Genomic DNA, 14853 nt, shown 5'->3' on the forward strand with positions numbered 1-14853 from the left:
GCCCGACGACCAATTCATTTCGGGGATATTGGACCAAATAGGAGCCAACACACTTGTCTTCCCTCTCGCTCCCCGCAATCTGACCTCCGTCGGTCTGACTGCCGAATGGATCGTATTCTCCGGCGGTAAGCGCATACGTGCTTCCAAGATAGGTAACACAATGATTGACCTTGCCCGTGAAAGCCGTGAGCAGACCGATGCCACTCAACGCACGCTACTTGCCGAAAGCTACTTCGGACTGCGTCTTGCCCAAGAAGTAGTGAACGTAAGGCAGGAGACCTACAACAGCCTCAAGCAGCACTACGAAAACGCCCTCAAGCTGGAAGCCCAAGGCATGATAGACAAAGCCGGACGCCTCTTTGCCCAAGTCAATATGGATGAAGCCAGGCGCTCGCTCGAAGCCGCACAGAAAGAAGTCATCGTTGTACAAAGCGCCTTGCGCACCCTACTCAATCTGAAAGATACGAGTAATATACAACCCACTTCCCCCCTCTTCATCAACCCCATACTTCCTGCTAAAGAAGAATTCGTGCAAGCCATGCGTACGGAAAACTATGTAGTGAACCAATTACAACTGCAATCCGGCATCGCCCGTCAGCAACTCCGCATAGATCAGAGTGGTTATCTGCCCGACATCGCCCTATTTGGCAAACAAACGCTCTATGCACACGGCATACAAAGCAATCTCGTTCCCCGAACCATGGTAGGCATAGGCTTTACCTGGAATCTCTTCGACGGTCTGGCACGTGAACGTCGCATCCGGCAGTCCAAAATAGCACAGCAAACCCTTGCCCTTGGTCAGGAGAAAGCCAAAGAAGACTTGAGTGTAGGAATTGACAAACTCTACACCCAACTTCAAAAAGCACAAGACAACGTTCGTGCCCTCAACACCACCGTCGAACTGAGTGAAGAACTGGTACGTATCCGCAAAAAATCCTTTGCCGAAGGCATGGCTACCAGTACTGAAGTGGTAGATGCCGAAACCATGCTAGCCACCGTACGTGTAGCCAAGCTGGCAGCCTATTATGAATATGATGTGGCCTTGATGAACCTATTGGCCATCTGTGGTACACCGGAACATTTCGAACAATACATTAAATAATTTACTTATATGAAGATCAATAATAAAAGCATCAGCATCGCATTCATCCTCATCCTGATTGCCACAGCAGTTGTTTCAGCTATCGGCATGATACTCATGCGTCAGCAACCCTTAATATTACAAGGACAAGTAGAAGCCACCGAAATCCGTATTAGCGGAAAACTTCCGGGGCGCATAGATTCATTCCTCGTTCAAGAAGGAGATTGGGTACGGGCAGGCGATACCCTTGTCGTCATCAACAGCCCGACCATCGAGGCCAAATATCGCCAGGTAAACGCTCTTGAACAAGTAGCGCAGGAACAGAACAAAAAGATAGATGCCGGCACCCGACGTCAGATCGTTGCCACTGCCCTACAACTCTGGAACAAGACACAAAGCGACCTGACCCTTGCCCGGACAACCTACCAACGTATTCTAGCTCTATATAAAGATAGCGTTGTCACTTCTCAGCGTAAAGACGAAGTAGAGGCCATGTACAAAGCAGCTCAGGCCGCTGAACGTGCCGCCTACGAACAATATCAGATGGCAGTGGATGGTGCCCAAAGTGAAGACCGGGCCTCTGCTCGCAGTCTTGTAGATGCAGCCCGTAGCACCGTTGACGAGGTTTCCGCTCTGTTGGTCGATTCCCGATTGACTGCTCCCGAAGATGGACAAATAGCTACTATCTTTCCCAAACGTGGAGAGCTGGTAGCTCCAGGCACTCCTATTATGAGCCTCATCGTCATGAGTGATGCCCACGTGGTACTGAACGTTCGTGAAGACTTGATGCCCCAATTCAAAATAGGAGGTACTTTCAAGGCAGATGTGCCCGCCATCGGCAAGAAAAATATAGAATTCCGCATCTATTATATCAGCCCGTTAGGCAGTTTTGCTACCTGGAAGTCGACCAAGCAAACGGGTAGTTATGATATGCAGACTTTTGAGATACATGCACGCCCGACCCAATCGGTTGAAGGATTACGACCGGGCATGTCAGTACTCTTAACAATGAAGGACTAAAAATGAAGAATGAAGAATTTAGCTACACCATGCAAACACTCCGCATGGTCATGATCCGCGAGTGGCATCGTATGACCTCGCGCCGTCTTTACCTCGGCGTGTGCGTCGTGCTGCCTCTATTCTGCCTCTTCTTCATGGCTACCATCTTTGGAAACGGGCAAATGGAGAATATTCCTATCGGTATTGTCGATCAGGATAATACGGCTACTTCCCGTGCTGTCTCCCGACGTATCTCTGCTGCACCCACCTTCCGTGTTACCGAACACTTCACCGACGAAGCTTCCGCACGCCAGGCGTTACAACAGAAGAAAGTATATGGATATCTCGTCATTCCGTCACAGTTTGAACAAAAGGCTGTAACAGGTGGTCCCGGTGGTGCTGAAGGAAGCAATGCGCCGGGAGCTGCTACCCTCACTTATTATTATCACTATGCCCTGCTTTCCGTAGGTAGTGAGCTGATGGCAGCATTTGAAAATACGCTTGCGCCCGTCGCCCTATCACCCATAGTGGTACAAGCCGAAGCATTGGGAGTAGGCCAACAAGAGATGCAAACCTTTTTGCTTCCCGTAGAAGCCAGCACGCATCCGCTTTATAATCCGGATATGGATTATTCCATTTATCTGAGCCAACCGTTTTTCTTTATTCTCTTTCAGATTCTCATTCTACTTATCACTGTATACGCTATAGGCAGTGAACTAAAATTCCATACGGCACAAGAGTGGTTAAAGGTGGCTAATGGCAATATTCTTACAGCCGTAATCGGTAAACTACTACCCTATACTTTGATCTTCTCATTGATCGCAGTATTGGGAAATTATGTATTATTCGGACCTCTTCATATTCCTTTCCAAGGTAATTTATGGTTGATGAATGCCATCTCCATACTGTTCATTGTTGCTACGCAAGCATTGGCTGTGTTCCTGTTTTCTATCTTTCCAAAGATAGCCTATACCATCAGCGTACTGTCTATGATAGGATCTTTAGGAGCTACGTTATCGGGAGTTACATTTCCTGTATCGGCCATGTATGCACCGGTACATGCGGCTTCCTATCTTTTCCCGGTACGTCATTTCACTGAAGCGGCACAGGCTATGATCTATTTCAATGCAGGGTTTGCTTATATTTGGCAATCGGTAGCTATCCTATTCTTATTTCTACTTGTAGCCTTAATGGTCTTACCACTTTTGCGGTGGTGGATATATAAAATAATAAAAGAGGATACAATCCATCGCTCCTCTACTCACCCTCTTGTTGCCCCTTCAACTATTCCCCAAATTATTCGTCACGAATGGCGTGCCATTGCTACTAATCCGGCCATCCTTCTTGTCTTGGCAGGTGGTATCTTTCTTTACGGGTTATTATATAATTATATGTATGCGCCCAACCTGGTGCGTAAAGCTCCCGTTGCGGTAGTCGATCACTCCCACTCTGCCCTCAGTCGCGAATATACACGCTTGCTGGATGCTACCCCACAAACTTCCGTCTACGCACAAACGCCCAATATCTTGGAAGCTCGCCAATGGATGGAACAAGGGGATGTAGCCGGAATTCTTTATCTACCTTCTGATTTTGAAGCCCGTGTGGCTCGTGGGGAGACTTCGATATTCACGCTATATGCAGCTACAGATGCCTTTCTAAATTTCAAAGGTTTACAGGAATCCAGTTCGCGTGTTATGTTGGCGGTGAATGATGCCCATCGTGCCGAAGGTGCCGTATTTTTACCTCCGCAAGGACTACTTGCTGTAGCCTCATCGGCTCCTATCCAAGTATCGGGAACAGCACTTTACAACTATACAGAAGGATACGGTTCTTATCTTATCCCCGCTGTGATGATCGTCATCATCTTCCAAACCATGCTGATGGTTATTGCCATGCTAACAGGAGAAGAAGCAGAAGCCCGAAGAGCAGGACAATTATCCATGAAAGCAGAATCTCTGAAAGGTGCGTTGCGGATTGTTGGAGGAAGAACATTCGTATATGTCATGCTATATGTGATATTCTCTGTATTCTTATTGGGCTTATTGCCTCATCTATTTAGCATTCCAAACATCGGTAATGGCTGGGACATAACAACCATGATGATTCCATTCCTGATTGGAACAAGCTTCTTCGGTCTCGCCGTTTCACGTTGGTTCAGCGATTCGGAAGCACCACTTCTGATGATAGCTTTCTTCTCGGTAGGCTACATCTTCTTGTCCGGGGTATCCTATCCTTTGGAACTGATGCCTTGGTATTGGCAGGCTATACATTATGTTTTCCCAGTAGCCCCGGCAGTACTTGCCTTCGTGAAACTAAACTCTATGGGGGCCAGCCTGGCAGATATCTGGCCACAAATGCTTACGTTATGGATTCAGGTTATAGTATACGGTGCATTGGCTGTGCAACATTTCTATATACCTATATTAAGTAAAAAGAAAAAGTAATACCGGAAAGTTATTTAATCGATATTCATATATTGAATTTAATAGTTGATTTTTGCATTCGTAAGTTTAACAAATTAATATTGTATGAAGATGAATACTAAAAGACTAAGTCGCATTTCTTTTATTGTGTTGGTGATGACGCTACTCATAAGCGGATCTAGTGGTGTATATGCCCAGGAAGTGGGTCGTTGGGAAAAGTTAGGAGAACGTTCTGTCGACCTGTTTATAGATAAAGATATAATTGAGTGTGGGCATAAAGGTACTTTTACAGCAATCCGTTTTCACGTTGCCAAAGCTCCCGTAAATTTCATGCGGGTATTGGTGAAGTATGCCAACGGAGCCGTTGATGATCTGAATTTCAATCAACTGGTACCCGCCGGCGCCAATTCCCGTTACCTCGACCTTCGTGGAAACCGTCGCGTCATCAAGCAGGTTATCGTTTATTATAAATCAGAAAAGAGAGGTCCGGGACATCATCCAAGAATAAAAAAAGCGAAAGTACAAGTTTGGGGAAGACATTAAGTACAACATAGGGGTGTAATCTCAAAAAAGGGCATAAAAAAAGGCTATCTATCCCAGACAGCCAATCTTTTGTTAACCTTAAATCTAATACTATGAAAAACACAGTACAAATGTACGACGTTTTGGGAATTCTCCAAAATATACAGGCGCAACAGCTTGTCTTATAACATGGTTTAATAGGATTATGCGGTTGTTAACAAATTAATGACAAGAAAACGAGAAAAAGTCGCTATCTTCATGCCCGAAACAGATTGCTATTAATTAGAAATACCGGACAATGATTCATACCATATTAGATACAGACCTATACAAATTCACAACTTCGTATGCTTACATCAAGTTGTTTCCGAATGCTTTGGGAACATTCAGTTTCAAAGACAGAGACGAAACAGCCTACACGGATATTTTTCTTAAAAGTCTCCGGGAGGCAGTCACCTATATGGCACAGGTTGCACTCACTACCGACGAATTGGAATACATGACCAGTCATTGCCGTTTCCTGCCCAGAGTTTATTGGGAATGGCTCTCTTCTTTCCGTTTCCAACCCGATAAGGTGAAAATCTATTTGGATGAAGATTGTCATCTCAACATAGAAATCACAGATTACTTGTACAAGGCGACCCTCTACGAAGTACCATTACTCGCCATCGTTTCGGAAATAAAAAACCAAACTCTCGGAAACATTGCAGATTTAGACGATATCCTCTGCAAGCTTTCCGAAAAAGTCACTCTATCCAACGAACACCAATTATCCTTTTCCGAATTCGGGACGCGCAGGCGGTTCTCCTTCGATGTACAGGACAAGGTGATAGGTTATCTGAAACAAACTTCCCAATATTGCACCGGGACATCCAATTGCCATTTCGCCATGAAGTACGACCTGAAGCCTATGGGTACACATCCGCACGAGTGGTTCATGTTTCATGGTGCACAGTTCGGCTACAAGCATGCTAACTATATGGCACTGGAAAACTGGGTGAATGTATATGACGGCGATTTAGGCATTGCTCTCTCCGATACCTACACTTCCAAAGTCTTTCTGAACAACTTGAGTCGCAAACAAGCCAAGCTATTCGACGGCGTACGTTGCGACTCCGGCGACGAGTTTGAGTTCGCAGATCATCTCATCGCCCGCTATCATGAATTGGGTATTGATTCCACTACCAAAATCATTGTATTCAGTAATGCACTGGACTTTGGCAAGGCCCTCGACATTCAAGAATATTGCCGCGGTAAAATCCGCTGTGCTTTCGGTATTGGCACTAATCTGACTAACGACACCGGCTACAAACCTTCCAATATCGTAATGAAACTGACTCAGTGTAAAATGAACGTCAACCAGGAATGGCGCGAATGTGTGAAGCTATCCGATGATGCGGGAAAGCATATCGGTAGTGAGGCGGAAGTACGAGCGTGTTTATATGATTTGAGAAATGATGATTAATCACTATTTCTTCCTTTTATACGCAAATTCCTGCCACTTTTCCTCCGGCCAGTTTTGACGTTGCATCTCCATGCGCGCCATGACAAAGAATAAGTCGGAAAGACGGTTTATGAGTCGTAGGATATCTTCGTTAACAACATCTTGGCGGTTAAGCGTCCACAGGCGGCGTTCGGCACGACGGGCTATGGTACGGGCAAAATGGAGTTGGGCAGATACGGGCGTACCTCCGGGTAACAAAAAATAGCCATGGTCTTGCAGTTTCACGGTCATGGCATCCATCTCTTGCTCACAGCGCAGAACCAGTTCAGCTGCGGAAAGAAGATTCGGATTGACCACTCCCGAAGGAGTTGCCACATGGCTCATTACTACCATTAATTCTCGCTGAATTGTGTGCAGCAAGTCCTGCCATGCATCTTCTGCCGGAAGCATGGAACGGATAATGCCTATTACTGCATTCAACTCATCCAAGCAACCGTTCGCTTCAATACGAATATCATCTTTCGGAACACGCATACCACCATGAATGCCTGTGGTTCCCTTATCTCCTGTTTTAGTATAGACTTTTTTCATTATAACAATCAATCTATATTTATGCGTAAATCTTCTACTGTTTCTTTTTCTTTCTTCGTGAGGGACTGGTAAACAAGTTCATAAGACCTTTTTACAAGTTCTTTTATCTTAGAGTCCGGTACATCTTTATTAAAATACACATCATTCCAAAATCGTTTGTTCATATGCCATGCCGGAGATATACCATCATAGCATATTCGAAGATTTTCCGCTTCTTCAGGAGTAGATTTCAGACAACAACGATCGAATAGTTCTATATTAACGTAACAGAACCATTTACTCCCAATGTAGAAACAAAGTACATTTTGGCTATACTTATCCTTTACATTCGGGAAAGGCATTTTTTCCCAAACACCTTTAAATGAAAGACAATATGTCCTAAAATCTTCTATATTCATCTTACTTGAAATTTTAGAATTCTGTAACTTAAGTATTCACACTTTTTTCAGAATAGACTCATCACATCTACTTCTCCCCAATATAGATGTGTATAGCTGGCAATCACATTCTTATATCTGAAAACAGGAGTATCCACCGGTTGTCCTTTGGCATTATAAACTTGAGCAATAGAAGGAGGAAGGTGATAGTTATACGCTACTTCAAAGGTCTTGGCACCTTGGTACCATTTTGCTAATGTTGTATAATGAAATTCATGGCCTCGAAGATGCTGACCGTTATAGTCGAACTGACGATAGCCCAATGTCAATTTTCGATAATCATTCTCATTGGTTATATAAAAAGGGAATATCCCCACCATTTTATCAGACTCAGAAGGATTGTCCATATCGTCCAAGATACAATCAATAGACTGTGACAAATAGATCATTCCGCCGCATTCAGCTAGGACTTTACCACCCGCTTCTACGTACTTACGAATTGACTCCTTGGTACGCCAAGCTGCACCGAGTTCCTCGATACGTTCTTCCGGATATCCACCCGGCAGATATAACAAATCAGTCTTTTGAGAAATAGGTCGGTTGTGTTCGGGATTAAAGAAAGAGACTGTACCCATACGACGGAGAATAGCCAGATGTTCCTCATATACAAAAGAGAAAGACTCTTCGTTATGAGCCACCAAGATGCGCAGCCCGCCTGCCTTTTCCTGTTTCCCTTCTTGCGCTTCGACTTCTTTTCTCTCTTGCACTTCGGGCATGGAAAGAGTAGTCTTCTTCAACAGCAATTGCCAGTCCACATGCTTCTCTAATAAATCGGTAAGCAGGTTCCGTGTCTTTATTTCACTTTCTGTTTCCGTTGCTTTGCTATTTTTCTGTTCCCCAAACAAAAAACTGAAATCAAGTCCCAAATGACGTGACTTTTGCTCTAATTCTTTATTTTTGGGTAGATATCCCAAACATGTAACCTTCAAATCTTCGCACACTTCCTGCAACATCTCATAATGACGAGGCGAACCAACACGATTGAAGATTACACCTGCAATAGATATATCCGAACGAAAATTGATGAAGCCGGACAACAAAGGAGCCATGGAATAAGCAGCCGATTTTGCATCGACCACCAACACGACAGGAATTCCTAGAAGCTTTGCTATTTCCGCCGACGAGCCACGATCACGATCGTATCCGTCAAACATTCCCATCATTCCTTCAACGATAGAAGCATCGGCATCAGCAGAATAGTGTGCATACAATTGGCGAACATGCTTTTCTGAAGCCATGAAAGTATCCAGATTTATGGAAGGACGACCACACACTACCGCGTGATACTTGGTATCTATATAATCGGGACCACACTTGAATGGTTGCACAGTATAGCCTTTACGTACCAACAACGACATCAACCCGCGACTGATAGTTGTTTTTCCGCTACCCGATGTAGGAGCAGCTATAAGAAATTGAGGAATTGATTTCATAATTCACATTACAAAGAATATTTCCGACAAAGGTAAGCATATCTCCTGCAAAAGTCCTATCTTAGCTGCCAAAATAAACGATTTATTATGATAACCGAAGAACTTAAGAAACTCTACATCGCACATACCGGACATGAACCGGAAATTATAGACGAACTACCCTCTTCCGGCTCCAATCGCCGCTATTTTCGTCTCGTTGGAAATCCAACTTTGATTGGTGTCAGCGGAGAGTCTGTCGAAGAAAACCGTGCATTCCTCTATATGGCGGATCATTTCCGCAAGAAAGGTTTGCCTGTTCCGCAAGTATTGACCAAGTCCGAAGACGATGTCTATTACTTGCAAGAAGACCTTGGAGATACATTACTGTTTAATGCTATTGAAAAAGGACGCAAGACCAGTGTCTTTGGCGAAGATGAAAAGCAGTTGTTACGCAAAACCATGCGTCTGCTACCCGGCGTGCAGTTTGCCGGAGCCGATGGAATGGACTTTTCTCACTGTTATCCGGCATCTGAATTCAACAGCCGCTCCATTCTTTGGGATTTGAATTACTTTAAATACTGTTTTCTAAAAGCCACCGGAATGGACTTTCTGGAAGACCGGTTGGAAGATGATTTCCAGAAGATGGCGGATGTATTGCTACGCAGCGGTTCGGCTACCTTTATGTATCGCGACTTCCAGAGCCGCAATGTGATGATTAAAGATGGTGAGCCTTGGCTTATCGACTTCCAAGGAGGACGAAAAGGCCCGGTATATTATGACGTAGCCTCTTTCCTGTGGCAAGCTAAAGCCAATTATCCCGAAAGTTTACGAAAAGAGTTGCTTCAGGAATACATCGAGGCACTTCGTAAATACCAACCCGTAGATGAGTCTTATTTCTATGCACAACTCCGCCACTTCGTACTTTTCCGTACGATGCAGGTATTGGGCGCTTACGGTTTCCGTGGTTATTTTGAGAAGAAGCCACACTTTATTCAAAGTGTACCGTTTGCCATTGAAAACCTTCGCCAATTGTTGCAAGATCCCTATCCCGAATATCCTTATCTCTGCCAAGTTCTGTGTGACCTCACGGAATTGAAGCAATTTACTGATGATCTGCAAAAACGTCGCCTCGTGGTGAAGGTTACCAGTTTTGCCTATAAGAAAGGTATCCCCGAAGATTCGTCGGGCAATGGCGGTGGCTTTGTCTTTGACTGTCGTGCAGTGAATAATCCGGGTAAGTATGAGCGCTACAAACCTTTCACTGGACTGGATGAGCCTGTGATCCGTTTCCTCGAAGACGATGGAGAGATTGCTGTATTCCTAGAACATGCATACGCATTGGTAGATGCATCTGTAAAACGCTATATAGAACGTGGATTTACTAATATTTCCATCTGCTTCGGTTGTACAGGTGGACAGCACCGTTCTGTTTATTCAGCCCAGCACATGGCCGAACATCTTAATCAGAAGTTTGGTGTACAGGTGAATCTGATGCACAGAGAACAGAATATAGAACAATCGTTCAAAGCAAAAAACTGAGAATAAAGCATATGAAAGCAATGATATTTGCCGCCGGACTAGGCACCCGCCTACGTCCGCTGACAGACAATATGCCCAAAGCACTCATTCCCGTGGCTGGAAAGCCTATGCTGGAGCGAGTGATAATGCGATTAAAGGAGAGTGGATTTAATGAAATAACAGTCAATATCCATCACTTTGGCGATCAGATAATAGACTTCCTACGCGCTAATAATAACTTCGGTGCAGAAATACATATCAGTGATGAACGGAATATGTTGCTTGACACAGGAGGTGGAATCAAAAAAGCGCGTCCTTTTCTGGACGGTAACGAACCATTCCTGGTACATAATGCCGATATAATTTCCGAGATTGATCTCAAAGCCTTCTACCTCCATCATTTAAAAAGTAATGCCGAAGCAACTCTATTGGTAAGTGAACGGAAAACGTCCCGATATCTTTTATTCGACAAAGAGCACCATCTGCATGGCTGGATCAATAAAACTACCGGAGAAGTAAAACCTACTGATTTCACTTATCAGGAAGGGATGTATAAGGAATTGGCTTTCGGTGGCATACATGTCATTTCGCCTTCCTTATTTCACTATATGGATGATGAAGAATGGACGAGCAAATTTTCTATTATCCCTTTCTACTTGTCCGTTTGTCAAAAAACGTATATACAAGGCTATCCACTTCAAGGTTTCAAATGGTTCGATATAGGAAAGCCGGAAACGCTAGAAAAAGCGGAGGAATATTATAAAATCAATAAATAGAACTACAGGTCTATCACTAATTAGGTGCCAAAAATGTGACAAATCACACACTTTCGGCACCTAAAATATAATGAATATAAATCTTTCTTATATTCTCTAGCCAAGTGTCAAAATTAATAATTGTGCCGTCAGTACGCGCAAAAACATAGCCAATGGATATACTGTTGCATAGCCTACCGCAGGTGCATCACAAGAAGTTAGTTCGGAAGAATAAGCCAAGGCAGGCGGATTGGTATTAGTACCGGAAAGCACACCGATTAGTGTGTAATAATTCAGTTTCCACGCATAACGCCCTATGAGTCCTCCTATTAACAGTGGTACAATCGTGATAATGGCACCATAGGCTATCCAAACATAACCACCTTCATAAATAATCGTATCTACAAACCCCTTTCCTGCACCCAAACCTACACAGGCGAGGAAAAGGGAAATACCGATCTCACGTATCATCAAGTTGGCACTCATGGTAGTATAAGTAATCAATTTATACTGAGGTCCGAAACGACTGATAAGGATGGATACGATCAGAGGCCCGCCCGCAAGTCCTAACTTTACTGGTTGAGGTATGCCGGGAAATGCAAAAGGGAGACTTCCTAAGATACATCCAAATGCAATGCCCAGAAAGATAGGTATCAAATTGGGATGGTTCAAACGCTTCAATGAGTTACCTAACACTTTCTCCGCATGGCTAACTGCAAGTTCGCTACCCACAATAGTCACCCGGTCACCCATCTGTAACTGTAGTTGTGGAGCCGCTACCAAATCAACTCCCGAACGATTCACACGGGTGATGCTGGCACCAAAGTTATTACGTATCTTTAGTTGCGCCAATGACTTACCATTCAAGTGAGTTCCTACAAATGTCCTAACCCGCGCTCAGCTTCATTTTCTTCTTGCTTAGTATTGATATGGAGAAGATATTTCAAAGCTAACAGTGCCAAGATAGCTCCTACTACTCCTAAAGGCTATGCCACAGCATAGCCTAATGCTATTTCCGGAGAATCAATTCCATGATAATCGCTATTTGCCTGTTGGGCGGCACCTAAACCGGGAGTATTGGTTACAGCACCTGACAAGATACCTACCATAGTCGTTATTGGAATACCCGTAACAAAATGAAGTATTATCGTAATCAGTACGCTAATAAAAACAACCAGCATTGCCAGTACATTCAGTGTCAGTCCCCCTTTCTTAAAAGCTGAAAAGAAACCGGGACCAACCTGCAAACCAATTGAATATACAAACAAGATCAAACCAAATTCCTTCAGAAAGTGGAGCAAATGTTCGTCCAGATTCAGATTGAAATGTCCGAACACAATACCTACAAACAATATCAATGTAACTCCCAGTGAGATGCCCGCAACTTTCACTTTGCCAAGCATTATACCAAAAGCGATAACAAGAGACAATATAAGTACGGAATGTGCCACTCCGCCACCCCAAAGGTCAGGATAACCTTCAAAGAGATTTCTTAATAGTTCCATAGCATCAATATGTATATGTTTTTAATAATTAGTAATCGATAAAAAGTACCCCCACAGAAATCACTTCTCCAGGGATACACAGATTTCACACATAAAAAAAATAATTATCTATAAAGGCATGTTGCCGTGTTTTTTGGGTGGGTTGCTCTGATTTTTATTATGAGCCATCTCCAAAGCCTGTACTAATTTGTAGCGTGTATCGCGTGGCATAATGATTTCATCAATAAAACCACGTTCGGCCGCACGGTAAGGGTTGGAGAATTTATCTTCATATTCCTTGATTACCTCGTCCTTCTCTTCTGGAGAAGCTTTTCTATATAAAATGTTCACAGCACCTTCGGCTCCCATTACGGCAATCTCTGCTTGGGGATATGCCAGGTTTACATCGGCACCTGTAGGTTTGCTGGACATCACGATATATGCGCCTCCATAAGCCTTGCGGGTAATCAGCGTAATTTTGGGAACAGTCGCTTCGGCATACGCATAGACAATCTTTGCACCATGACGAATAATTCCGTTATGTTCCTGTATCGTGCCAGGTAAGAAACCAGGAACATCTTCAAAGGTTATCAGAGGAATGTTGAAGCAATCGCAGAAACGGATGAACCTAGCGGCTTTATCCGAAGCATCAATATCCAGTACTCCCGCCAAATAAGCAGGTTGATTGGCTACAATACCTACCGAATGTCCATTCAAGCGTCCGAACCCAACTACGACGTTCTTTGCAAAATGAGGCATCACTTCAAAGAAATACTGGTTATCCAAAACAGGCTCTACAATATCCTTAATATCATAAGGCATATTCGGATCTTCGGGTATTACGGTCTGAAGGGCTTCGATGCTGCGATGGATGTCATCGGTACAAGGTACGAACGGAGTATCTTCCATATTATTGGATGGCAGGAAGCTCAGCAATTCACGAATACTCATTAAAGTTTCTTCTTCTGTATTGCACATAAAATGGCTAACACCACTCTTACTACTATGAGTATAAGCACCACCTAACTCTTCCTTATCTACTTCTTCGTGGGTAACGGTCTTCACCACGTCCGGTCCGGTAATGAACATGTGACTCTGTCCCTTTACCATAAAGATGAAATCAGTCAATGCAGGAGAATAACAAGCACCTCCCGCACAAGGTCCTAATATGGCAGATATCTGTGGAATAACTCCCGAAGCGATGGTATTTTGATAAAAAATAGAAGCATAACCTGCCAGACTGCTTACACCTTCCTGAATACGTGCACCACCCGAATCGTTCAATGCAATAACCGGAGCGCCATTTTTCAAGGCAAGCTGTTGTACTTTTACTATTTTAGCGGCATTCATTTCGCTGAGTGTACCTCCATGGGCTGTAAAATCGTAAGCGTAAACAAAAACCGGACGACCGGCAATCTTGCCATATCCTGTTACCATACCGTCACCGGGTATTTGCTTTTTCTCCATACCGAAGTTTGTACAACGGTGGTTCACAAACTTGTCAAGCTCATTGAAGGTTCCTTTGTCCAGCAACATATCAATACGCTCACGTGCCGTCATCCTGCCGGAAACATGCTGCTTTTCTATTCTATCCACACCGCCACCCAAAGAGGCACGTTTATCCAATTCTTCAAATCGTCTATATATATCTTCTCTATTCATGGTTATTCCTCTTTTATAATATCCAACTCAATCAAGACTTGATTTGCATTTACCGGATCGCCTTCGTTCACCAGTATTTTTTTCACGAAACAATCTGCGCTCACTTTATAGTTGCTCTGCATCTTCATGGCTTCCAGCACTACTGCAATATCCCCGGCAGAAAGTTTATCACCTACCTGTATGGGGATACTCACCACTTTGCCCGGCATTGGAGCTACAATCTTATCACCTTGCTTTTCGTCAGTACCTTTCCTCATTTGCAGATATTTACTTTGCGTATCTACTATATCTACATGATAAGAACGATAAAACATATTCACGTCGTAACTTTTTCCGCTATCTCCACGCACAAGTCCTGCATTAAACGAATTTCCATCATGCAAAATGGAACAACTTCCGTTTTCTGCCATCACAATATCTACTTCATACGGCTTTCCATCTATGGTAAGCTGTACTTTATTTCCTTCTTTACTGACCAAAGTAACATCTGCTACTCGGTCTCCTATATGTATTTCCATCTTATAA

Annotated in this window: 12 protein-coding genes and 1 pseudogene; 7 read left to right on the top strand and 6 right to left on the bottom strand. The window is 43.7% G+C overall.

Going from position 1 to position 14853, the window contains the following annotated elements:
• The 5 genes from Q1W14_RS01710 to pncB form a co-directional block, all read left to right on the top strand.
• Positions 1-1102 (top strand): TolC family protein (locus Q1W14_RS01710; protein ID WP_300698654.1); only part of this gene is annotated, 1102 nt, incomplete at its 5' end.
• A 9-nt stretch (positions 1103-1111) separates the two neighbouring features.
• Complete coding sequence (locus Q1W14_RS01715) at positions 1112-2101, top strand: efflux RND transporter periplasmic adaptor subunit (RefSeq protein WP_300698655.1); 990 nt, start codon at positions 1112-1114, stop codon at positions 2099-2101.
• A gap of 2 nt (positions 2102-2103) precedes the next feature.
• Entirely contained in the window at positions 2104-4524 is a 2421-nt protein-coding gene (locus tag Q1W14_RS01720) for an ABC transporter permease (protein WP_300698657.1), read from the top strand.
• Between the two features lie 90 nt (positions 4525-4614).
• Positions 4615-5046, top strand: coding sequence for a hypothetical protein (locus Q1W14_RS01725; protein ID WP_300698658.1), 432 nt, complete (start codon positions 4615-4617; stop codon positions 5044-5046).
• A gap of 277 nt (positions 5047-5323) precedes the next feature.
• Positions 5324-6490 carry a nicotinate phosphoribosyltransferase gene (gene pncB, locus Q1W14_RS01730; RefSeq protein WP_300698659.1) on the top strand — a complete coding sequence of 389 codons (1167 nt, stop codon included), beginning with the start codon at positions 5324-5326 and terminating at the stop codon, positions 6488-6490.
• Positions 6491-6493: 3 nt separating this feature from the next.
• On the opposite strand, the gene Q1W14_RS01735 is transcribed toward pncB, so the two are convergent.
• The 3 genes from Q1W14_RS01735 to Q1W14_RS01745 are packed head-to-tail and all read right to left on the bottom strand — an operon-like array spanning position 6494 to position 8930.
• Positions 6494-7060 (bottom strand): cob(I)yrinic acid a,c-diamide adenosyltransferase, encoded by a 567-nt coding sequence (locus Q1W14_RS01735; RefSeq protein WP_300698660.1) that lies wholly within the window; start codon positions 7058-7060, stop codon positions 6494-6496.
• 8 nt (positions 7061-7068) lie between these two features.
• Positions 7069-7458, bottom strand: a complete 390-nt coding sequence (locus Q1W14_RS01740; protein ID WP_300698661.1) for an MmcQ/YjbR family DNA-binding protein — start codon at positions 7456-7458, stop codon at positions 7069-7071.
• A 47-nt stretch (positions 7459-7505) separates the two neighbouring features.
• A complete protein-coding gene (locus Q1W14_RS01745; RefSeq protein ID WP_300698663.1) occupies positions 7506-8930 on the bottom strand; it encodes a cobyrinate a,c-diamide synthase in 1425 nt (474 codons plus the stop codon).
• Positions 8931-9017: 87 nt separating this feature from the next.
• On the opposite strand from Q1W14_RS01745, the gene Q1W14_RS01750 reads away from it, so the two are divergent.
• Both Q1W14_RS01750 and Q1W14_RS01755 read left to right on the top strand, forming a co-directional pair.
• The gene (locus Q1W14_RS01750) at positions 9018-10448 is read left to right on the top strand and encodes an RNase adapter RapZ (RefSeq protein ID WP_300698664.1); all 1431 of its coding nucleotides are present in this window, start codon (positions 9018-9020) and stop codon (positions 10446-10448) included.
• An 11-nt stretch (positions 10449-10459) separates the two neighbouring features.
• Positions 10460-11203 (top strand): nucleotidyltransferase family protein, encoded by a 744-nt coding sequence (locus tag Q1W14_RS01755; RefSeq protein ID WP_300698665.1) that lies wholly within the window; start codon positions 10460-10462, stop codon positions 11201-11203.
• Between the two features lie 96 nt (positions 11204-11299).
• Here Q1W14_RS01755 and Q1W14_RS01760 read toward each other — a convergent pair.
• The 3 genes and pseudogenes from Q1W14_RS01760 to Q1W14_RS01770 all read right to left on the bottom strand — a co-directional run bounded on the left by Q1W14_RS01760 (position 11300) and on the right by Q1W14_RS01770 (position 14846).
• Positions 11300-12687 (bottom strand): annotated as a pseudogene (locus Q1W14_RS01760) (TrkA C-terminal domain-containing protein).
• A gap of 108 nt (positions 12688-12795) precedes the next feature.
• Positions 12796-14328 carry an acyl-CoA carboxylase subunit beta gene (locus tag Q1W14_RS01765; protein WP_300698667.1) on the bottom strand — a complete coding sequence of 511 codons (1533 nt, stop codon included), beginning with the start codon at positions 14326-14328 and terminating at the stop codon, positions 12796-12798.
• 2 nt (positions 14329-14330) lie between these two features.
• A complete protein-coding gene (locus Q1W14_RS01770; protein ID WP_300698668.1) occupies positions 14331-14846 on the bottom strand; it encodes an acetyl-CoA carboxylase biotin carboxyl carrier protein subunit in 516 nt (171 codons plus the stop codon).
• Positions 14847-14853: the final 7 nt, after the last annotated feature.

Source organism: Bacteroides sp., assembly GCF_030151085.1.
Lineage (GTDB): Bacteria > Bacteroidota > Bacteroidia > Bacteroidales > Bacteroidaceae > Bacteroides.